At 66.0% G+C, this 22897-nt stretch carries 16 protein-coding genes; 11 read left to right on the plus strand and 5 right to left on the minus strand.

Annotated elements, in window-relative coordinates; genetic code table 11:
- Positions 1-29: 29 nt before the first annotated feature.
- Entirely contained in the window at positions 30-3803 is a 3774-nt protein-coding gene (locus CH293_RS09555) for a hypothetical protein (protein ID WP_094720069.1), read from the minus strand.
- Between the two features lie 200 nt (positions 3804-4003).
- Between CH293_RS09555 and CH293_RS09560 the strand changes: the two genes are divergently transcribed.
- The gene (locus CH293_RS09560; protein WP_052059261.1) at positions 4004-4291 is read left to right on the plus strand and encodes a LuxR C-terminal-related transcriptional regulator; all 288 of its coding nucleotides are present in this window, start codon (positions 4004-4006) and stop codon (positions 4289-4291) included.
- A gap of 3 nt (positions 4292-4294) precedes the next feature.
- Here the strand turns inward: CH293_RS09560 and CH293_RS09565 are convergent, their stop codons facing one another.
- Together CH293_RS09565 and CH293_RS09570 are read right to left on the minus strand one after the other, a co-directional pair.
- The gene (locus tag CH293_RS09565; protein ID WP_037109792.1) at positions 4295-5392 is read right to left on the minus strand and encodes a DUF475 domain-containing protein; all 1098 of its coding nucleotides are present in this window, start codon (positions 5390-5392) and stop codon (positions 4295-4297) included.
- A 125-nt stretch (positions 5393-5517) separates the two neighbouring features.
- Positions 5518-6093 (minus strand): TerD family protein, encoded by a 576-nt coding sequence (locus CH293_RS09570; RefSeq protein WP_019665152.1) that lies wholly within the window; start codon positions 6091-6093, stop codon positions 5518-5520.
- Between the two features lie 248 nt (positions 6094-6341).
- Between CH293_RS09570 and CH293_RS09575 the strand changes: the two genes are divergently transcribed.
- From CH293_RS09575 to CH293_RS09615, 9 genes are all read left to right on the plus strand, one after another.
- A complete protein-coding gene (locus CH293_RS09575) occupies positions 6342-7445 on the plus strand; it encodes a hypothetical protein (protein WP_094720070.1) in 1104 nt (367 codons plus the stop codon).
- 30 nt (positions 7446-7475) lie between these two features.
- Complete coding sequence (locus tag CH293_RS09580; protein WP_037140974.1) at positions 7476-8633, plus strand: HpcH/HpaI aldolase/citrate lyase family protein; 1158 nt, start codon at positions 7476-7478, stop codon at positions 8631-8633.
- Positions 8630-10957, plus strand: a complete 2328-nt coding sequence (locus CH293_RS09585; RefSeq protein WP_094720071.1) for a phosphoribosyltransferase — start codon at positions 8630-8632, stop codon at positions 10955-10957. Before CH293_RS09580 ends, CH293_RS09585 begins: the two co-directional genes overlap by 4 nt.
- Positions 10954-11766 (plus strand): hypothetical protein, encoded by an 813-nt coding sequence (locus CH293_RS09590; protein WP_037109800.1) that lies wholly within the window; start codon positions 10954-10956, stop codon positions 11764-11766. Before CH293_RS09585 ends, CH293_RS09590 begins: the two co-directional genes overlap by 4 nt.
- Before the next feature lie 107 nt (positions 11767-11873).
- Positions 11874-13313 carry a hypothetical protein gene (locus CH293_RS09595; RefSeq protein WP_094720072.1) on the plus strand — a complete coding sequence of 480 codons (1440 nt, stop codon included), beginning with the start codon at positions 11874-11876 and terminating at the stop codon, positions 13311-13313.
- The gene (locus CH293_RS09600) at positions 13310-14071 is read left to right on the plus strand and encodes an ESX secretion-associated protein EspG (RefSeq protein ID WP_094720073.1); all 762 of its coding nucleotides are present in this window, start codon (positions 13310-13312) and stop codon (positions 14069-14071) included. Before CH293_RS09595 ends, CH293_RS09600 begins: the two co-directional genes overlap by 4 nt.
- 114 nt (positions 14072-14185) lie before the next feature.
- Complete coding sequence (locus CH293_RS09605) at positions 14186-14743, plus strand: hypothetical protein (protein ID WP_094720074.1); 558 nt, start codon at positions 14186-14188, stop codon at positions 14741-14743.
- On the plus strand, positions 14743-14967 hold the full coding sequence (locus CH293_RS09610) for a helix-turn-helix transcriptional regulator (protein WP_094720075.1): 225 nt from the start codon (positions 14743-14745) through the stop codon (positions 14965-14967). The genes CH293_RS09605 and CH293_RS09610 overlap by 1 nt, the downstream gene beginning before the upstream one ends.
- A 68-nt stretch (positions 14968-15035) precedes the next feature.
- Positions 15036-16283 carry a TerD family protein gene (locus tag CH293_RS09615; protein WP_170945196.1) on the plus strand — a complete coding sequence of 416 codons (1248 nt, stop codon included), beginning with the start codon at positions 15036-15038 and terminating at the stop codon, positions 16281-16283.
- Positions 16284-16539: 256 nt separating this feature from the next.
- Here CH293_RS09615 and CH293_RS09620 read toward each other — a convergent pair whose 3' ends face one another.
- Positions 16540-18018, minus strand: coding sequence for a glycosyltransferase family 87 protein (locus tag CH293_RS09620; protein WP_094720109.1), 1479 nt, complete (start codon positions 18016-18018; stop codon positions 16540-16542).
- Between the two features lie 124 nt (positions 18019-18142).
- The gene (locus tag CH293_RS09625; RefSeq protein ID WP_255122784.1) at positions 18143-20590 is read right to left on the minus strand and encodes a transglycosylase domain-containing protein; all 2448 of its coding nucleotides are present in this window, start codon (positions 20588-20590) and stop codon (positions 18143-18145) included.
- A gap of 182 nt (positions 20591-20772) precedes the next feature.
- Between CH293_RS09625 and CH293_RS09630 the strand changes: the two genes are divergently transcribed.
- Positions 20773-22830: a transglycosylase domain-containing protein gene (locus CH293_RS09630; protein WP_303396210.1), complete on the plus strand. Its 2058-nt coding sequence runs from the start codon at positions 20773-20775 to the stop codon at positions 22828-22830.
- The last annotated feature ends 67 nt before the right edge of the window (positions 22831-22897 follow it).

Below are 22897 nucleotides of genomic sequence, written 5' to 3' on the forward strand. Positions count from 1 at the left end.
CGAGCTCACGAATCAGCACAGCTCACGAATCAGCACAGCTCCCGGAACGGCGATCCCGGGAGATACTGATCCCATTCCTCCCGGGTGATCGTCGATCCTCCACCGGCGCAGATCCTTTCGACCACGTCCTCGGGATCGGTCCGCCACACTCGTAGGTCCTTCTCCGGTCCACCGCCGATCACTGCGGCGCCGCCGGCGGTGAACACGGCGTCGTTGACGCGGTTGCCGTAGGCGGTCAGCGTGGCGAACGTCGTCGGATCGAACGGGTCGGAGATGTCCCACATCCACATCGACTGACCGTCGACGCCTGCAACGAGTCTGGTGCCACTCGGATCGAACGCCACCGAATACACCGCCTCCCGCGGACCGACGATCTGGGCGACGTGGCGCGGGGTCGTCGGATCGGCGACGTCCCACAGCCGGAGCGTGTGGTCCGCACTGCCCGCGGCGAGCATTCGCCCGTCGGGTGAGAACGCTGTTGCTTGCGCGTCGCCGGAGAAGCCCGCGACGGTCGACACCTTGACCGGGGCCGCCGGGTCGCTGACGTTCCACAGTTCGACTTCGTCGTTCAGCGTCGGAACAGCCAGAGTTCGTCCGTCCGGACTGAAGGCCATGACCTGCGGATTTTTGCCGACGTCGAAGCCGGACAGCCGTGTGGGCCGTGACGGATCGCGAACGTCCCAGAGTTCGACGTCAGGTGTGTTCTGCGGGGACACGGCCAGCAGATCACCGGTACGGGTGAAGACCAACACGCCTACGAGCGAGTCGACGGCGGCGTGCGGGGTGCCGAGCGGAATCGGATTCTGCGGCGCCCGGACGTCCCACAGTTGGAACGCTCCCGACGATGTGCCGCCTGCGGCCAACGATCCGTCCCACGACAGTGCCGCCGCACCCGTCAGCGGGTCGCCGGTGGTCGGGGACAGCGGGCGCTCGGACACGATCGGTCGGTCCGGATCTGTGACATCCCACAGCCTGAGGCCGTCGCCGCGCGAACCGACGCCGGCGAGGACTCGTGTTCCGCTGCCGTCCGTCGGGTTGATGAAGACCGTGTCGGTCTGTCCTGGCATCACCGGTCCCGGCAGCGGCCACACGCGGGTGACCCCGTCCTGCCCCGCCGTGATCAGAGCGGAATCGTCCGGTGCGTAGTCGACCGACATGACCACCGTCGATCCCGGCAATGTTTCACGTAGAACACCCGTCGCGGCGTCCCACGTCTTGATCGAGTTGTCGGAACTGACGGCGGCGAGTTCCGATCCGGTGCCGTCGAATGCCACGTCGTTGACGTAACTGGTGAAGCCGGTCAGCGGTGTCTGTCCGGCGAGGCGACCACCGGGTTCGACGGTCCAACGCGCCACGTCTCGACCTGTCGTTCCTGCAGCGATCGTGCGACCGTCCGGGGAGTACGTCACCGACAGGTAGTCGTAGGTGCCGCCGTCCGACGGAATCTCGAAGGACGTCGTGGTCAGCGCCGGCATCTCCCACACCTGCAACCCACGAGCCTTGCCCGCCGTGACCAGCGCCGTTCCGTCGGGCGAGAACGCCACGGCATTCACCGGGACCGACGTCGCCGGAACGACGGCGAGAGTGGGCGCCGCCGGGTCGGCCACGTTCCACACCGAGACGGCACCGTCGCCGGACACCAGGGCCAACGACGATCCGTCGGGAGCGAATGCCATCGATTTCGCCGTCGTCGCCTCGTCGCCGACGGCTGACAGGAGCACCGGCGAATCGACGTCGGCGATGTCCCACAGGCTTGTTCCCGACGCACCCGATACCGCGAGAGTCCGGCTCGTCGGCGCGAACTCGACGGTGAGCGCGCTGCCCGGTTCCCCGACATCGATGGTCCCGCGAGCCCGAGCCGGTGCACCGAGCGACCACAACCGGACCGTACCGTCGGCGCCCGCAGCGGCGAGAATCTGACCGGTGGAATCGACTCGGGCAACGGTCTCGCCCGATACGCCGGGAAGCCGGACGGGAGCATGCACCGCGGACGCGTCGAGCAGCGCCGATCTCGCCGCCGTCGCCGGATCGATCTCGTACGCGGCAAGTGCCAGATGCACCGACAGGCCCGGGTCGAGCGTGCGGAACCGCTCGGCCGAGCCCGCCAACTGACCCGCCAACGCTGCTTCGGCCTCGACACGCCTGTCGTCGGCATCGCTGCTCGCCGAGAACGCGACCACCGCCGACACCACCGCCACGACCGTCAGCACTGCCAGCGCCGCCGTCAACACCTCGAGCACTCTCCGACGCCGGCGCCGCTGAGACTCGGTGTGATCGACTCGCCTCTCGCTCGCGGCGAGATAGTCCCGTTCGACGACGTTGAGGTCGCCCTCCCGATCGCCCTCGGCGAGCGAATCGTGCAGGGCATCGAGGCGACTCGCGGGCAGAAGCACCGTCGAATCGCGCCCACTGTGATCCCACAGCACCGCAGCGTCGGTGAGGCGCCGATGCACCAGATGCCACTGCCGGTCACCGTCGATCCACCGGCGAAGCCGATCCCATGCCGTCAGCAGTACCTCGTGTGTCACCGATACCGAGTCCTCCTCGACGGTGAGCAGACGCGCCGCTGCGAAACGCTCCACCACCACGTCGACGTCGGCGTCGGTGCCTTCCCCGCGGAGAAGTTCACCGCTGTCCACGCGTCGACGCGTCAGGACGTCGTCCTCGATGTTGACCAATCGCACGAAGACCAGGGCGGCGGCGTTCTGCTGAGCCGGGTCGAGGGACGAGTAGACGGCCTCGGCGGACTGGCCGACAGCCCCCGGTATCCCGCCGGTGGAGAAGTAGTCGTCGACGGTCATCGTCGGACCCGTCGCGGTCGACCACGTCGCGAGCAGTGCGTGCGACAGCATCGGGAGTGCACCCTGATCGTGGGCGAACACCGTGCCCGACGGCTCCATCTCGGACAACAAGGTCCGAAGCAGTGCGTCGTCGACGCCGATTCCGGCCTTGCGCGCGGGCTCGACGATGGCGTCACGCAGCTGGTCCGGACGAAGGCGACCGAGCACGATCGGATTGTCGACGAGGCCGAGCCTCAGGACGTCCTCGGCCACCGCGTTCTGATAGAAGTCGGCGCGCAGACCCATCACGACGACGGCACCCGCCACAACCTTCAGCTGCACCGCAGCCAGAACGGCGTGCCGCCGATCCGAGCCGGCGAGCGTCCACAACTCCTCGACCTGGTCAAGGACCACGACACTGCCGTCCGTTCGGTCCGTCGGATCGAAACTCGTGGTTGCCGTCGCCACCCAGGCTTCGATGCCGGACAGTCCCGTGTGCACCCGAGCACCGTTCACCCCGGCGCCGCCGAGCGATGCCGCCAAGCCCGCCCGCAGTACCGACGACTTACCCGATCCCGACGCCCCGAGGACGAAGACGACCCCGCCCCCGTCGTCGGCGACGCGACGTACCTTCTCGCTGAGCTCGGCGACGACGTCGGACCGCCCGAAGAACCATTCCGCGTCCGACGCCTCGAACGATTCGAGGCCCTTGTACGGCGCCCGGCTGCGGTCGGGGCGCTTGCCCGACGCGGGTCGCACCCGGACGACGGCGTCCCACCACAGAGCGCGTTCGTCCGCGTCGCCGACGCCGCACTCGCGGAGGACCCTGTCGAACATGTCGGCGCTGGCGTCCATCGGAAGGTGTTGGCCGGAGAACCATCCGCTGATGGTGCCGTGGAGGGCACCGGACAGCTTCACCAGTTCTCGATACGTCTTGCCCGAGTTCTCCCGCACCGAGCGCAGGCCTGCGGTCAGTTCGGCCTTGGTGGTGATGGTGCGGGGATCGGGCTGCACCGCTGTCATGGCGGAACTATAAGCGAACGGTCGGTTTTACGGTGGTCGAAGCGGGTTCCGGTGTATTGACCTGTACGGACCCCCTGGTTGGACTGGCCAGACCGCCGTTCCGGCTACAGGATCGGACCACGGCGGTCGGGCGTCATCGATGGTTTTTCAAGTCCGGGATTCTTCTCGTCTGGGGGTAATTTTCCGTGTTCGTTGCACCGATGCGTACGCAACCACCGACGTCCGTTTCACCGATCGGAGAACGTAGTAAGCACGTGTATCGCAGACCACCGCTCAGCGCGCGGGAAGTGGAAGTGATGATCGCCTGGTTCGCGTCGGACTCGAAAACCGTCGCGGCCGCATCCGTCCACATCTCCGTGGGAACCATCAACACTCACCTGACCCGGATTCGTCAGAAGTACTCCGCCGTGGGCAGGCCTGCACCGACGAAGGCCGCCCTGTTCGCGCGTGCGCTACAGGACGGCCATACGAAGCTCGACGATTGGTGAGGACTACACGTGCAGGTGTGTGTCGGTGCCTGCGGCTTCGAGCTTTCGGTTCCTCATCACTGAACTGATGAATGCTGCACCGATGAAGAACACACCGACCAACCCGGTGACGATCTCGTTGATGTGCACGCCGATGGAGACCATCAGGATGATCGCCAGTGCACCGATTGCCCAGTGTGCACCGTGCTCCAGGTATACGTAGTCGCTGAGCGTTCCCTTGCGCACCAGGAACACCGTGATCGACCGAACGAACATCGCGCCGATGAAGCCGAGGCCCAGAGCGATGATGATCGGGTCCGCGGTGATGGCGAACGCGCCGATGACGCCGTCGAACGAGAACGACGCGTCGAGGACCTCGAGGTAGAGGAACAGGAAGAAGCCGGCCTTGCCGGTTGCCTTGGCAAGCTCACTCGGTCCGCCCGAGCCCTCCTCGCCCTCTTCCTCGACGTGGAACAACTCGCCGAGGCCGTTGACGGCGATGTAGGTGATCATGCCGAGCACACCGGCAACCATGACCGTGGAGATCTTCTCGTCCTCGGCGAGGAACTCGGCCGTCAGGACGAGAATGATGCTGGCGACGACGACGGACAGCTGATCGAGCCTGCCGATCTTCGCGAGAGGCTTCTCGAGCCAGCTGAGCCAGGTGATCTCGCGGTCCTCGAAGATGAAGCCGAGGAACAGCATCAGCAGGAACATGCCGCCGAACGCCGCGATCTGTGGATGCGCGTCGGTCAGGAGTGTCTCGTAGCTGGGTCGGCCGTCGTCGAAGTACGCGGCGTCGTTCGGCGGCGGGTTGAGGGCGAGATCGATGGCGGCGACGGGGCCGAGACCCGACGCGGCCCAGACGATGACCAGCGGGAACAGCAAGCGCATACCGAAGACAGCGATGATGATGCCGATGGTGAGGAAGATCTTCTGCCAGAACTCGCTCATGCGGCGAAGGACGGTGGCGTTGATGACCGCGTTGTCGAAGGACAGCGACACCTCGAGAACGCCGAGGATCAGCACCAGGAACAGTGCCTGCCAGCCGCCGTAGAGGAAGGCGACGATCACCGAGACGATGGTGACGCCTATGGACCAACCGAAGATGCGTAGAACCACGGGCGTGTGGCCTTTCTGTAGCCGGCGCAGGTATTGGGACGAACCGGGCTGTGTGCAAACACGACAAACCCCGCCTCAATCATGAAGGAAGAGGCGGGGTAGTCCCAATCTTGACCTGGGCTTTACTACACATTTACTCCGAAATCGCGGGCGATTCCGGCGAGGCCGGACGCGTATCCCTGGCCCACTGCGCGGAACTTCCACTCTGCACCGTTGCGGTAGAGCTCACCGAACACCATGGCCGTTTCCGTCGACGCGTCCTCGCTCAGGTCGTAGCGGGCCAGCTCGGACTGGTCGGCCTGGTTGATCACGCGGATGAACGCGTTGCGAACCTGACCGAACGACTGCGAGCGTGCGTCGGCGTCGTAGATCGACACGGGGAAGGTGATCGTGTCGACGTTCGGCGGCACAGCGGCGAGGTCCACCTTGATCTGCTCGTCGTCGCCATCGCCTTCACCGGTGGTGTTGTCACCGGTGTGCTCGATGGAACCGTCGGGGGACTTCAGGTTGTTGAAGAACACGAAATGCTGATCGCTGAGAGCCTTCTTGTCGGCACCGAGCGCGATGGCGCTGGCGTCGAGGTCGAAGTCCGTTCCGGTCGTCGACCGGATGTCCCATCCGAGGCCGACCGTGACTGCGGTCAGGTTGGGAGCTGCCTTCGTGAGTGAGACATTGCCGCCCTTGCTGAGGCTGACGCCCATGACTTTCCTTTCGCCGTGAGTTCCCCTTCCGAGGAACACCGTAGTGTCTCGCGTGCCCGATTGGTCACTTTCGTCTTCGGTTCACAACGCTAACGCGCACCACACACCGCGAAGTTCCCGTCAGTACTATCGGGCTGGTGACAAGTCGCCGACCTGGACTCTTCCGCCGCTCGGGCGAGACGGATCCGCGTGCGCGCGAGACTCGAGCATCCCAGGCGCAGAGCACGGCCGTTGCTGCTTTTCTCGATATGGACAAGCGCCAGTCCATCGCGTCGTCCGGCGTCGACGCCGTCCGTTCGATGCACCCCGATCGGGATCCGACCGCCGCGTGGGCACCGGCCGAGAAGGCCTGCTTCGACGCAGGCGCGGCATACCTCGCGGCGATGGAACAGTACGACGGCATCGTGACCGGGCCGGCCCAAGCGGCATTCCAGAACGCCGCCCACCTGCTGGGCGAGGCAGCCAAAGCCGTCGACCGGTTCTACGCGGCCCATCGCGACGACCTCGAGCAGGCACGATCCGCGCTCGCCGCGACACCGCGACTGGCTCAGGACGCCAAAGCTCTGGCCGAGAAGGCCCAACTGGCCGTCGCATCGGCCGATCCTGCATTCATCGACTACCCCTCGATTCGCTCGGCGTGGCGCGCCGTCGACACCGCGGTCGCTGACCTCGACACCGCAATGAGTTCGAACGACGCCGTGCGCGCCCGTACCGCCGCGGCGGCGGTACGGGAAGCCGCCGAAGAGCTGGAATCCGCAGTTGCCGCGGCACCAGGGCGCACCGCCGAGGCGAGGGCTGCGCTGACGTCGGTGAAAACAAGAGTCGAAGCGGTTCGCACCCGATTCGACCGCCTCGCCCCCGCATTCTCCGCATTGCTCCGCGAGTTCAATGTCGCCAGCTCGGCGGACCTGTCGCACAACGAACAGCACAGCGCCCGGCACATCGAGCAAGCCGAGGAGGACCTGTCCGCAGCCCGGGCCTCGTTCTCCTCGTCCAACCCCGAGCAGGCGCTCGACTACATCGCCCAGGCGCGTAGCCACCTGTCCGACGCCGAGGAACTGGTCGACGCCGTCACCGAACGCCTGGAACTGCTGCGCGAGGTGAAACTCGACCCAACAGGCGAAGAACGCGCGGTGCGCTTCAAGTTACGAGATGCACAACAGCTCGCCGTCAATCGTTCCCTGGTTGCCGAATGGGGGTCGGTGTTGGATGCTCAGCTGGCTCGAATCGACCGTGCAACCGCAACGCTGACAGGAACACACCCCGACTACTGGTCCTACCTCCAGGACCTGAGAAGTATTTCCGGCTTCATCTCCGGGGTGATCGACCGAATGCGCGGCTCGGCTCGCTAGATCACCTGTCACTACCTGCGAAGGATCTCGGTGCAACATTTCAGACATCTCGACGGGGCAGTCCTGGATCGACTGTTCCTGCACGCGCCGGAAAAGATCGACACCGCGGGCGATCTCGGCCTCGTCGCCGTCGGTCTCGGAGCAACCCTCTACATGCCTGCGACCCGCGCGGACCTGACCGAGACGTTGATCAAGCGCAGTGCAGAGGGGGTGTGCTCGCTCGTGATCGATCTCGAGGACGCGGTCGCCGATCACAACCTCGAAGAGGCGATCGACAACGCGGTCGCGACGCTCGACGGCCTCGCCGCCGACGACGTCCACGGCTCGCTCGTGTTCGTCCGTGCACGAACCGCGCAGCAGATCGAACGCATCTGCACCTCGCTCCGCACCGACGCGTCGGCGTTGGCCGGGTTCGTGATTCCCAAGTTCACCGCCGCACGAGGAGGTGCCTTCCTCGACGAGGTCGTTCGCGGTTCCACTCGTCTCGGCCGGCGTCTGTTCTCGATGCCGGTGTTGGAGTCACCGGAGGTGGTGTTCCGCGAAACCCGCGATACCGAGCTCGTCGCGATCCGCGCTCTGCTGCAGGATCATCGAGAACAGATCCTCGCCGTGCGCATCGGAGCCACCGACATGTGCGGAATGTTCGGAATTCGCCGCGACCGAGACCTCACCATCTACGACGTCCGCGTCGTCGCCGACGTCATCAGCGCCATCGTCAACCACCTGGGCCGGAGCAACGAATCCGGGTTCGTCATCACCGGACCGGTGTGGGAGTACTTCGCCGACCACGAACGCATGTTCCGGCCCATGCTCCGCCAGACACCGTTCGCCGAGCAGGAAGCCGTGCGCTTCCGCCACCAACTCGTCAGCCATGACCTCGACGCACTGCTCCGCGAGGTTGCCCTCGACCGCGCCAACGGAATTCAGGGAAAGACCGTCATCCATCCGTCGCACGTAGCGGCGGTGCACGCGCTGTCGGCTGTCACCCACGAGGAATACCACGACGCTCTCGACATCCTGGAATCCGACGCAGGCGGTGTGCGCGCGTCCGGATACGGAAACAAGATGAACGAGCTCGGCCCGCACCGCAACTGGGCGCATCAGACCCTGCTGCGCGCCCGCGCGTTCGGGGTGACCAACGAGGGCATCACCTTCGTCGAACTACTGAAAGAGCTAGCAGAACGATGACCGACCCGACCTCGGGAATACACCTGACCACCACGAGCACCTCGTCGGACTGGACCATCGAGGAGCTCGTTCGACCGGGACTGCGGCGCAATCCCCGCCGAGCACACCTGCTGGTGTCGGAGGTACTCGGCAAACACATTCCGGTCGATCCATCCGTCGTGACCGGTGCTGCCGACGCACTGGGAGACCTGGTTCTCGAAGCAGTGGGCGGATCCGACGTCGACGTCCTCGGTTTCGCGGAAACCGCAACTGGACTCGGCCATTGTGTTGCCGCACGCCTGAACGCGCACTGCTACCTGCACTCGACGCGGCGAGACGTGCCGGGAACCGGGGTGTACGCCGAGTTCCAGGAAGGCCACTCCCACGCCACCGATCACCAACTGTTGCCCACCTCGCCGGGCGTTCTCGACCCACAGCTGCCACTCGTTCTCGTCGACGACGAGATATCGACCGGTAGAACAGCACTCGACGCTGTCCGAGCTCTCCACGCCGTGACACCACGCACCCGGTACGTCATCGCCTCGCTCGTGGACATGCGCACCGACGAGCATCTCGCGGAATCCGCCGCCGTGGCCGACGAACTGGGAGTCACGCTCGACTCGGTCAGCCTCGCCCAGGGCCGTGTCGCGCTGGCGGACAACCTGATCGACTCCGTCGTCGCGTTGCCGGAACCGGCGTACAACCCCGTCGCCGACCACGCAGGCACCATCACGCGAGTCGCCGCACACTGGCCGGAGACCGTTCCGGACGGTGGCCGTCACGGTTTCCGTGCCGGAGACACGGCGTCGTTCCTCACTGCGACCACCGAGGTCGCCGACGCCGTGGCATCGGCACTCGAGCCCGGGCGGCCGGTCGTCGTACTCGGGCACGAGGAACTGATGTACCTGCCACTGAAAGTCGCAGCGGCACTGTCGGACCGCGGCCATCCGGCACTGTTCCAGACCACCACCCGATCGCCGGCCTACGTACTCGACGAGCCGAGCTACCCCCTGCGCCGAGGGTTCAAGTTCCTCGCCCCGGAAGACGGCGAAGCCCAGGACCGGTACGTCTACAACGCGTCGGGGCCGAAGAACGCACAGATCGTGCTGATCGTCGACGCACCCGCGGACACCGACCGTCTGTTCGCATCCGGCGGAGTCGCCGACGTTCTGGCCGCATCCGGTTCCGACATCCTGGTCGTCGTGGTCCGTGGTGCGGACCCACAGCGGCTCATCGTGTCCCGACGGGCAGAACCCCTGACCGGACCGGCCTTCGGGTCCTACGCACCGAACGAGGTGACGTGGCTACTGAAGGACCTCTCCGACATCTCGCTGGAAGCGGACATCGCCGAACGCGAGCGCAAGATCCAGGAAGGTACGGCCCACTACGCCGAATCGTTGCCCGTCGAGTACCAACCCGATGCCGCCTACCGCGAGCTGTTCGAAGAAGTGCTGCACGACAGCGCGTCTCGATTGGCGCTTGCCGTCGGCACCGTCACCGAACTCGTACTGGCCGAGCGGGGACACGACATCGTTCTCGCATCGCTTGCACGCGCAGGCACACCGGTCGGAATCCTGATGCGTCGCTGGGCTCACGAGATGCACGGCATCGAGATCCCGCACTACGCCGTGTCGATCGTGCGCGATCGCGGAATCGACTCCGTTGCACTGAAATACCTCTCCGACCACCACGACCCACGTTCGGTCGTCTTCGTGGACGGCTGGACCGGCAAGGGCGCGATCGCGCGCGAACTCTCGGCCGCACTGGCCGAATTCGACGGAGCCGACTTCGACGACGACCTCGCCGTACTGGCCGACCCCGGCCACTGCGCGAGAACCTACGGCACCAGGGACGACTTCCTCATCGCGTCGGCCTGCCTCAACTCGACCGTGTCCGGCCTCGTCTCACGCACCGTCCTCAACGCAGATCTCATCCGCGACGGCGACTTCCACGGAGCCAAGTACTACGCGGAACTCGCCGCCGACGACGTGTCCAACCACCTACTCGACACCGTCTCCGCACAGTTCGCCGACGTACGCGACGCGGCCAGCGCGGAGGCGTCGACGATCGGGGAGTCGGATCGGACGCCGACGTGGACCGGGTGGGCGTCGGTGGAGAAGGTGCGTGAGGAATTCGGCATCTCGCACGTCAACTTCGTCAAGCCCGGAGTGGGCGAGACGACAAGGGTCCTGCTGCGGCGCGTTCCCTGGCGAGTCCTGGTACGTGATTCGAATGCTCCGGAGCACAAGCACATTCGGATGCTCGCCGAGGCGAGGGGGGTGCCCGTCGTCGAAGTTCCCGATCTCGCGTACTCCTGCATGGGACTGATCAAGGACGTCACGTGAGCACTGCCCTGATCTCGGTGGACCTGGATCGAACGATGATCTATTCGTCGGCAGCACTGGGCTTTCCGATAGACGCCTCGGTCACCTGCGTCGAGATGTACGACGGCGGGCCGTTGTCCTACATGAGCATGCGCTCGACGGAGTTACTCCGGAAACTGGCCTCCGAGGCAGTCGTTGTCCCGACGACGACGAGGACCGTCGAGCAGTTCGACAGGATCGATCTGCCCGGCGCACCGTGGCGGTACGCCATCACCAGCAACGGAGGCAACATCCTGGTCGACGGCGTGCCCGACGCCTCCTGGCGCGCCTCCTTCGACGACGTCGACCTACCGGCCGTTCAGCAGGAACTCGCGGCACGCGCCGACGGCGACTGGGTTCTGAAACGACGCACCGCCGACGACCTGTTCTGCTACCTCGTCGTGGAGCCCGACGCTGTGCCCGCCGGGTTCATGGACGACTGGTCGCAGTGGTGCGCCGCGCGTGGATGGAACGTCTCTCAGCAGGGCCGCAAGATCTACTCGATGCCCGACGTGGTCAGCAAGAGCCGCGCAGTCGCCGAGGTCCGCACCCGCGCCGTCGACGACGGACTTCTGAGGCCGGAATCCATCGCACTCGCCGCCGGTGACGGCGCACTCGATGCGGACATGCTGCTCGCTGCGGACCACGCCATTCGGCCCGCGCACGGCGAACTCGATGCACTGAACTTCCGTCCACCTGGCTTGACCGTCACCACCGCAACCGGCGGACGCGCGGGCGAGGAGATCCTCGACTGGTTTTTCGGGCGAATCGCGGAGCACATGGAACCGTGAGCGTCTCCGGTGCGTCCAACTAGGCAAAGGGTTGCGTAGAAGTTGGTTGGACCACTACAGGGGGCAGTCATGGGGATGCACGCGAGCGGACCTGACCGGAGCGGGCGGTGAATCCGGAGCCGGCCACAACGGAGGCGGTGGCAGCATCGATGATCAGCCTCCCCCGCGGCATGGATCTCGCACTCAATGGTGGCTCCGACCGGGCGCGCGAGGCCGGGGCCGAGATCAGAGACAACGCCATGGCGCAGTTCGGGTACACCGCGGTGTACGACGGCAGGGCCGTCGACGACGACCCGTTCGAGGTCATGTCGCACGAGGACATCTGGAGCAAAGCGCAGGCGCTTCAGGCCGAGCACATCGACGCCACGTCCGGCAACTGGCGAATCCTGGGCAACGACGCTGCAACCGACGCCGCCGCCTTCGCGTTGAAGGTGACCAACCAGGTCGGGACCAACTGGCAGGGCGTCGCGGCCGAGGCCGCCGGGCAGGGTGTCGATCGCTACGCGACCTCGGCAGGCGAATTGATGCTGGCCGCCGACGGTCTTTCGCAGAAAGTTCAAGCGACGTCGGCCGGAGTCAACGCCACCCGCGCGGCCCTGCCTCCGCCCGTTCCCTATGGCACCGGCGAGAAGATTTTCGACGTGGGATCCTGGCTCACCAGAACACTGCTGCCCGGCGACCTGAAGAGTTTCCAACACCTCCACGAAGAAGCGGAGGAGGCTGCTCGTACCGTGATGAAGACGCAGTATGCGCCCGTCATTCGCGAAGCGGCCGTTCAGGTTCCGGTTCTTCCGCCCGCACTGAATCCGTTGAGCGGTTCCGAGGGGCTTACCTTTTCGTACCCTGGCGCGTCTCGGCCGGATTCCGGTGGTTCCGGGTGGAGCGGTATGTCCGGAGGCAGCGCCGGTCCCGGCAGCGCTGGGACGAGTACTGCGACCCCAGGCGGCGCCGGCTCACCCGCGACACAGCAGGCTCCCTCCACGGAGGCATCGAGCTGGGCGCCTGCAGAATCCGCTGCATCGCCTGCGGGCCAAACCAATTCGAGCTCGTACGGTACCGGGCAGGGAAACGGCGGAGCCCAGGGCACCGGCGCACCCTCGTCCACCAGCAGCGCAGCAGCGGGATCACCGGTCGGCGGAGCACTCGCGCCGGGCGGTTCCGGTGGGCGGCCGGGAGGTAACGGCGCAGGCTCGCGATTCGGTTCGGGAGGTTCCGGTGGCTCCGGCGGCGTACGCGGTGGCGGCGGCCTGGGTCCGGGCGGCCTGGGCGCAGGCGGCTTCGGAGGAGGTTCGTCGGTCGGTGGCCCGTCCGGGAGCGGACTGGGAGCGGCCGGAGGCGGCGGTGTCGCCGGGGCAGCCGGAGCGACGGCTGGACGTCCCGGCACCCCGGGAATGGGTATGGGCGGCATGGCCCCTGCTGCAGGCCGCGGAGGGGGCGGTGGCGACGACGATGTCCATCAGACACCCGGCTACCTGATCGACGCGGTGAACGGAGACGAACTGATCGGATCGCTTCCGCTCGTGGCACCCCCGGTGCTCGGAGAGTGACACTTCGGCATTGGACACTCGACGGTCTCGTGTTCAGGATGCTTCTCGAGCAATCCGGGCGAGACCGCCTGCCGTTCCCCCTGCAGCATCGTCCGATGGCCGACTCCGCTGCCGACTATCACCGCAGACGTCACGAGGCCACGACTGCCGCGCTCGAGATCCTGGACGAGGATCTTCGTTTCGCGATCCGGACGATCGTCGAGCCGGTTGTGCGGGTGGAACTCGTCGGACACGTGAGGACCGGAGACACCGCGCACACGAAACTGCGCGCGCACGCAGCCGTGGGACACGACGTAGCCGTCGTTCTGACGCAGGCACCCGGCATCGACGACCGCTCCGGCGGCGACATCACTCTGGAGACGATGGAATCTTTCCGAGGTGTGCGTGCCGTGGTGGACGTGTTGCCGAACGTGGTGCGCGGCACCGGCCCGCGGATCGATGTGAGCCGGCCCGCCACCGAGAGCGGCACGGACAGATCACCTCTGCTGCAGAGTATGTCGCGCACGAGCAACGACGACCGCTACGAGCGTCTGTTCTCCCGTCCACCGTCCAGTGCAGGCGAGATCCTGGTGTGCGCCGGCCCGGCACCGGACAGCAGGCTGACCGAAGGAACGACCGGTGTGCAGTGGGTGGATTTCGCCGACGACGGGCGCTACATGATCCGGCACACGTCGATCATCAGCGTGATTCCGGTGACGGTGTCGGAGCTGGTATCGGAGGTGCGGGGACTCGTCGGGAAAGCCACGGCGGTTCGATGACCCGTTGACACCATAACGATTCTCGATACTATATCGATATTCGTTGTTATCGACTATCGATATGGAGTTGTCATGGGCTCGTCACTGGGATCGCGACGATCGAACCGGATAGTGATGGCAATCTATGCCCTGATCGCCGTCGGCTGGTCGGCGTGGAGGCTGTTCGAGTACGGGCTGTCGTCCTACATTCGGGTCTCGGTCGAGCCCGTCGTCGACACTCCCGTCGTCGGCCTCTACGGCGGTGAGCTCCAGCCCGGAAACGTGGTCGAGTTGGCATTCGCCAAGTCCGACGTGCAACGCCTGATGGGAATGATCGATTTCTTCCGATACTCCGAGATAGTCGTCGGACTGGTTCTGTTGCTGGTGGGGATGACATTCCTGTATCGGTTCTGCGACCGAGTGATCGACGGCCGGGCCTTCGGGAAGGGCGCGACAGTTGACCTGACGGTGGTGGCCGTCGTTCTGATGCTCTACCCGTTCCTCACCGGAATGCTGCGGCAGATGGGCACCAACTCTGTCCTGGGATCGCTCGAGCTGACCGATGTACTGGACACTGCGGCCAGCTTCGACGGGGTCTGGATCGCGATTGCGGTCGCCGCATTCCTCCAATTCGTCTACGCAGCAATCCAACAGGGCACGAAGCTCGTCGAGGACACCGAGGGATTGGTCTGATGGGTGAGCCCGCCGAACACCTGATCACCTGCCATCTCGGGGAGATACTCGATGCCCGCGGAATGACCTTGGCCGAGCTCTCCCGTGTCGCGGGCGTCAGCGTCGTGAACCTGTCGGTGCTGAAGAACGACCGAGCCAAAGCAATTCGGTTCAGCACACTGACGGCGGTGTGCCTCGCGCTCGGGTGCACGCCCGGCGACCTGTTCAGCGTCCGGACGCAGTAGCCCCATCCGGACAAATCCACCCAGTACATTGGTGTGCAGCATCCGCATCCGACCGAAGGACTTCTTTCATGTCTGCTCCCGGCCAACCCTTGGCAAAGGGTCAGAACGGCCCGATCACAGCAGCCGATGTTCTCGTCTCTGTGCAACTGTCCGCGCCCGCCGATCTGTCCGCCCTGTTGGTGACGGCGGACGGAAAGGTGCGAACCGACGCAGACTTCGTCTTCTTCAACCAGCCGACCGGACCTGGCGTTCGGCTGGTCTCCGGCCAAGCCGGGCAACCGGCACAGCTCGCCGTGTCGCTCGCGCAGATTCCGGCGGACATCGAGCAGATTCGCGCGGTCATCACGCTCGAGGATGCATCGTCCAACTTCGGCCGGTCCGCACCCCCGGCAGCGTACGTGAGCGACGGTCAGGGAAATCCCCTCTACCACTACACCATCGACGGCCTGAGCAGCGAGTCCATCGTCATCGCAGTCGAGATCTACCGTCGCGCCGGAGCATGGAAGGTCCGCGCCGTCGGGCAGGGGTATGCCGGCGGATTCGCGGCCCTGGTAACCGACCACGGTGTATCCGTCGACGATGCACCGGCTGCCCCCGCAGCTCCGACACCGCCTCCAGCCGCAACACCAGCTCCCACGCCGACACCAGCTCCGGCAGCGCCGCCCGTGCCGCCGCCACCCGCCGCGCCCGCAGGTCCACCCGAGGTCAACCTCACGAAAGCACGCCCCGTCAGCCTCAGCAAAGGCCAGAAGGTCACGCTGAAGAAGGACGGCGGAGTCGCCCTGACCATCATCCGCATGGGACTCGGCTGGGACCCTGTCCAGGCACCGAAGAAGACCAGCTTCTTCGGCGGGGGCGGCAAAGGCGGCAACATCGACCTCGACGCATCGGCCATCATGTTCGCCGGGAACAACGTCGCCGACGTCGTCTACTACGGTCAACTCCGCGCCAAGGACGGATCCATCCTGCACCAGGGCGACAACCTCACCGGCGAAGGAGAAGGCGACGACGAGGTCGTGAACGTCGACCTCACCCGCGTACCCCCGCAGATCACAGCCATCGTCTTCACGGTGACCTCCTACCGAGGGCAGACCTTCGAGCAGATCCAGAACGCCTTCTGCCGACTCGTCGACGACACCAACAACGCCGAACTCGCGCGCTTCACCCTGCAAGGCGGCATGCCGTTCACCGGCCTGGTCATGGCCAAGGTCTACCGCGACGGGGGCAACTGGAAACTCCAGGCCATCGGCGAAGGCATCAACGCCAAACACGCCGGCGAAGCCGTACCTCAACTCGGGCCCTACATCCGGCCCTGACAACCTCGCCCCGCCGCGCCCCGACCCTCCCGGTCGGGGCGCCCGGACGAGCCCCGCCCGGACGGCAACCGGGTCGGAGCGAAAGCGGACTTCAGTCAGTCTGACTGACCGAACCCCACGTTCGGTCAGAAGATGAGGCCGACTGCCCATTCCGGTCGCAGCCCCGGACGCAGCCCCGCCCGGAGCGAAAGGACGGGCCCCAGGTCGGAGCGAAAGCGGACTTCAGTCAGTCTGACTGACCGAACCCCACGTTCGGTCAGGAAATGGGGCCCAGGCCGGAACCGGAGCCGCCACCCCGGGGTGCAGGGGTACCGGTCGAGACGCGGTGGACGTCGCGGGTGTGGTCGAGGACGCCGCCGATGGGGTCGTCGGTGCCGTTGCGACGGATGAGGTCTTCCTGGGGTCGGTAGATCTGCCGGACAACGAGTGCGCAGAGGCCGATGACGGCGATGTCGCGGAGAACGATTGCGGCGGTGAACCATTGCTCGGGCACGCCTTTGTTGCCGATGCCGAGGTAGTAGTACATACGAGGGAACCAGATGAGGGCGTCGACGGTCATCCAGGCGAGGAGCAGTCGGCGGTGCGGCAGTGCGAGGACCGCGAGCGGTACGAGCCACAGCGAGTATTGGGGGCTCCAGACCTTGTTGGTCAGAAGGAATCCCGCGACGACGAGAAAGCAGAGCTGCGCCAACCTGGGGCGCATGGGGGCGTTGACTGCGATGTAGGCGATTGCGACGCAGACGATTGCGAAGAGTCCGAGGGTGACGGCGTTGAGTACCAACGGTTTGTCGCCGGGGTAGAGGGTGCCGTCGAAGCCGCCCCAGCCGGTGAAGGACGTGATGACGTTGTAGATCGAGTCGGGGTCGGCGCCGCGGGCGGAGTTGAGGCGGAAGAACTCGTACCATCCGCTCGGATAGAGCAGTGCAATGGGAAGATTGACGACGAGCCAGGCTGCGACGGCCGCGCAGGTGGCTTGTCCCCATTCCCTCATCTTTCCGGCGCGCCAGCACAGCACGAGGAGCGGTCCGAGCAGCAGGAGGGGATACAGCTTGGCGGCGCCGCCGAGCCCCAGCAGAACACCTGCGAGGATCGGTTTCTTGCGACCCCAGGCGAGGAGCGCGCCGGCGGCGAAAGCGGTTGCGAGAGCGTCGAAATTGGTGAAGCCATGGACCACGACGAGGGGCGACACGGCGACGAGGGCGGCGTCCCAAATTCTTCGTCCGGCGGATATGGCGGTGGCCCACACTGTCACCAGCCAGGCGATGGCCAAGCCGATGACGACGACGTTGAAGTAGACGGCGACCGGGAGCGCCTGCGGCAACCAGGACACCGCACTCCATGCGTCGGCCACGACCATCGACCCGTACTGGTACAGCCCGGACAGCACCGGGTACTCCATGTAGCGGATCTGGGTCGTGCCGTCGGCAGCTACTTCTTCCCAGGACTTCTTGTACGGGAAGGCGCCCTCGTCGAGACGTTCGGCTCCGAACAACGGCACGGTGTCGGAGTAGCACATCGCCACGTACTGACGGCTGCCGCTCCAGTCGAGCCCGAGTTCTCCGTCGGGACCGTTGGGAGCCTGTTGAATACAGCCCGCCTTCGCGAACCAGCCGAACGCGAGAAACACGACGGCGAGCAGCAACAGAACCCGCAGCGGGGTGAGGAAGCGTTGCCTGCCGATCAGCGCGTGCCGACCGGCGGGGCCTCCGATGGCGGCCGTGAGTTCGGCCGCCATCGGGTCCGACGTGGCGGGTAGATCCCGGGCACTGTTCGAGCGAAGATCCGGCGCGAGCGGTCCCGGACTTGCAACCCTGCGTTCGACGGGGGTGCCGGGGTTGCTGTCGCTCACTCCGGACAGGTTACCGGCCCGGGGCCGGTTCGGGTTCCTGCGCTGGAGCCTCCGGTTCGGCTGGAGTCTCCGGCGTCGGAGCAGGCGCCAGTCCGGGTAGCGGGATGGTCACACCGGGCAGGATTTCCACCTGGCGTGGGGTGATCACCACCGGCGGAGAAATCTCCGTCGGGATCGGCAGTGTGATGGGCGGAGCCTCGGACGTCGGAGCGACGGTCGTCGGCGCGGCCGGCGCCGAATACTGCGGCACGCCTGCCTGTCCCGCGATGGGCTCAGGCGTCGGGAACGTCTCGTTGGTCGTTCCTTCGAGGGTCCCGTCCATCGTGTCTTTCCAGATGTCCGACGGAATTCCGGAGCCGTAGATCGAGCCGCCGTAGCTGTTCTGCAGCGGCAGCCCCTGCTCGGTACCGACCCACACCGCGGTGGACAGCGACGGGGTGTAGCCCACCATCCAGGCATCCTTGTTCTCGCCAGTGTCTCCGAGCTGCGCCGTGCCCGTCTTCGCTGCGGACTGGCGTCCTCCGGCGAGGTTGTGCCCGTTGGAGTAACCGGCAATGGGACGCATTGCGGCGGTGACGTTGTCCGCCACAGCAGCGGGGACGACCTGCTGGCCGGGCTCGGCACCTCGGTCGAGAAGGACGGTGCCGTCTGCCGTCACGACGCGTTGCACGAAGTGCGGTGCGTGGTAGATGCCCGATGCGGCGAGGGTGGCGTAGGCGGAGGCCATGTCGATGACACGTGACTGGTACTGACCGAGGACGATTCCGTTGTTCGGGCCGACGCCGTCGCCTTCGGTCAATGTGGGTCCGACGCCCGGAATTTCCTCGGCGACACCCAGTTTGTGGGCCATGTCCGCGATGGACTGCGGGCCGTTGTCCATGGCGAGCTGCATGCGATAGAAGCTCGTGTTCAACGATCGTTTGAGCGCCTCCGCGATGGTGCACGTTCCGCAGGACTCACCTTCGACGTTGCCGATGGAGATGCCGTTGACCGTCAGCGGAGAGCTGTCGTACATCTGCGACAACGGGATGCCCTGGTCGAGTGCCGCGGCGAGACCGAACACCTTGAAAGACGAGCCCGTCTGCAGACCGGACTGCGCGAAGTCGAATCCACGGCCGTCGGCGCCGCCGTAGTACGACTTGACCGCCCCGGTTCTGGGGTCGATGGACACCGACGCTGTGCGCAGGTCGCCCGGCTCTCCTTCGAGGTTGCTGTTCACCGCGTCGATGGCGGCGGCTTGCGCGGCCGGGTCGATCGTCGTGGTGATCTGCAGGCCTTCGGTGTTCAGGTCCTGCTCACTGACTCCCGCGGCGGACAGTTCGCGGAGAACCTGCGCCTTGATGAGTCCGTTGGGGCCGCTGTCGGTGTCGTCGTTCGATGCAGCCGAGCTGGGGATCCACGGCGGATAGACCATGGCTGCGCGCTGAGCCTGATCGATGTTGCCCTGGCTGACCATCCCGTCGAGCACGTAGTCCCATCGCGACTGGGCACCCTCGGGATTGAACTCGGGGTCCAGGCCGGAGGGCTGCTGAATCGTCGCGGCGAGGACCGCGCCTTCCTCGATCGTCAGCTGGTCGACCGGCTTGCCGAAGTATGCCGTCGACGCTGCCGCGATGCCGTACGCACCGCGGCCGAAGTAGATCGTGTTCAAGTACGCGGCCAGGATGTCGTCCTTGGACCATTGGCGAGCCATCTTCGAGGAGATGACGAGCTCACGCATCTTTCGGGTCAGAGTGCGCTCGGATCCGACGAGGGCGTTCTTCACGTACTGCTGAGTGATGGTCGAGCCGCCACCGGCGCTGTCACGGCCCAGCACGTTGTCGCGCAACGCGCGGCCGAAGCCGGTGATCGAGAAGCCGGGGTTGGAGTAGAAGTCACGATCCTCCGCCGACAGCACGGCGTTGCGCACGTGCAGCGGGATCTGGTCGATCGTGACGTCGGTCCGGTTGCCTTCGGGTGGGACGACCCGGCCCAGCTCGGTGGTGCCGTCGGAGGCGAGAATCGTCGCCACCTGATTGGTCTTGATGTCACCGGGACGCGGGACGTCCTCGACGGTGTACGCCACCATGAAGGTGAGGATCGGAACGATCAGACCCAACGCCACCAGCACGTACAAGGTCCGTCGAACTGTGCGCCACTTGGACTTCTTCTTCGTTTTCGCGGCGGAACCTCTCTCGGGCGGTTCGGGCGGTTCGTTGCCCGAAGAGCGTGGAACATCGTCGTCCGGAGGTCCGGTCGGCGGAAGATTGGATGGTGGAACGGGAGGCGGCGGCCCGGCGGCGGGGCGTCGGACATCCTGCCGTGGATTCGGCAGCGGAGGACGACCCGGAGGCGGGTTCTGCAGAGGACGCCCTAGGGCGTCCTCTGCAGAACCCGCCTCCGGGTCGTCCTCCGCTGCCGAATCCACGGCAGGATGTCCGACGCCCCGCCGCCGGGCCGCCGCCTCCCGTTCCACCATCCAATCTTCCGCCGACCGGACCTCCGGACGACGATGTTCCACGCTCTTCGGGCAACGAACCGCCCGAACCGCCCGAGAGAGGTTCCGCCGCGAAAACGAAGAAGAAGTCCAAGTGGCGCACAGTTCGACGGACCTTGTACGTGCTGGTGGCGTTGGGTCTGATCGTTCCGATCCTCACCTTCATGGTGGCGTACACCGTCGAGGACGTCCCGCGTCCCGGTGACATCAAGACCAATCAGGTGGCGACGATTCTCGCCTCCGACGGCACCACCGAGCTGGGCCGGGTCGTCCCACCCGAAGGCAACCGGACCGACGTCACGATCGACCAGATCCCGCTGCACGTGCGCAACGCCGTGCTGTCGGCGGAGGATCGTGACTTCTACTCCAACCCCGGCTTCTCGATCACCGGCTTCGGCCGCGCGTTGCGCGACAACGTGCTGGGCCGTGACAGCGCCGGTGGCGGCTCGACCATCACTCAGCAGTACGTGAAGAACGCCCTCGTCGGATCCGAGCGCACTCTGACCCGAAAGATGCGTGAGCTCGTCATCTCCTCGAAGATGGCTCGCCAATGGTCCAAGGACGACATCCTGGCCGCGTACTTGAACACGATCTACTTCGGCCGCGGTGCGTACGGCATCGCGGCAGCGTCGACGGCATACTTCGGCAAGCCGGTCGACCAGCTGACGATCGAGGAAGGCGCGGTCCTCGCCGCGACGATTCAGCAGCCCTCCGGCCTGGACCCCGAGTTCAATCCCGAGGGTGCCCAGTCGCGATGGGACTACGTGCTCGACGGGATGGTCAGCCAGGGCAACATCGATCAGGCTCAGCGCGCAGCCATGGTCTATCCGCCGTGGATCCCCAGCTCGGCTGCATCGAACGACGACACCGACAGCGGCCCCAACGGACTCATCAAGGCGCAGGTTCTCCGCGAACTGTCCGCCGCGGGAGTCAGTGAGCAGGACCTGAACACCGAAGGCCTGCAGATCACCACGACGATCGACCCGGCCGCGCAAGCCGCCGCCATCGACGCGGTGAACAGCAACCTCGAAGGAGAGCCGGGCGACCTGCGCACAGCGTCGGTGTCCATCGACCCCAGAACCGGGGCGGTCAAGTCGTACTACGGCGGCGCCGACGGCCGTGGATTCGACTTCGCGCAGTCCGGTCTGCAGACGGGCTCGTCTTTCAAGGTGTTCGGTCTCGCCGCGGCACTCGACCAGGGCATCCCGTTGTCGCAGATGTACGACAGCTCTCCGCTGACGGTCAACGGCATCTCCATCGGCAACGTCGAAGGTGAGTCCTGCGGAACGTGCACCATCGCGGAGGCGCTCAAACGATCGTTGAACACGAGCTTCTATCGCATGCAGCTCGCCATGGACAACGGCCCGCAGTCCATCGCGGACATGGCCCACAAACTGGGTGTCGCCGAGGAAATTCCGGGCGTCGGACCCACATTGACCGAAGGCGACGGCGTCGGCCCGAACAACGGAATCGTCCTCGGTCAGTACCAGTCACGTGTCATCGACATGGCCTCCGCCTACGCCACCCTCGCCGCATCGGGCATCTACCACGCACCGCACTTCGTGCAACGCGTCGTGACGGCAGACGGCACCGTCCTTCTCGACCGAGGTGCCGAGCCCGGCCAGCAGGTCGTCCCCGCTGCTGTGGCGGACAACGTCACCGCCGCAATGCGTCCCATTGCCGGTTACTCCAACGGGCACAACCTCGCCGGAGGACGCCAGTCCGCAGCGAAGACGGGCACGGCGCAGCTCGGAGACACTGGCGAGAACAAGGATGCCTGGATGGTGGGCTACACCCCGTCGCTGTCCACCGCGGTGTGGGTCGGTACCGAGCAGGGGCTGCCGCTGCAGAACAGCTACGGCGGCTCGATCTACGGCTCCGGAATTCCGTCGGACATCTGGAAAGACACGATGGACGGGACCCTCGAAGGAACGACCAACGAGACGTTCCCGACGCCTGAGCCCATCGCGGGACAGGCAGGCGTGCCGCAGTATTCGGCGCCGGCCGCGCCGACGACCGTCGCTCCGACGTCCGAGGCTCCGCCCATCACACTGCCGATCCCGACGGAGATTTCTCCGCCGGTGGTGATCACCCCACGCCAGGTGGAAATCCTGCCCGGTGTGACCATCCCGCTACCCGGACTGGCGCCTGCTCCGACGCCGGAGACTCCAGCCGAACCGGAGGCTCCAGCGCAGGAACCCGAACCGGCCCCGGGCCGGTAACCTGTCCGGAGTGAGCGACAGCAACCCCGGCACCCCCGTCGAACGCAGGGTTGCAAGTCCGGGACCG

This window comes from Rhodococcus sp. 14-2470-1b (genome assembly GCF_002259415.1).
Taxonomy (GTDB): Bacteria; Actinomycetota; Actinomycetes; order Mycobacteriales; family Mycobacteriaceae; genus Rhodococcoides.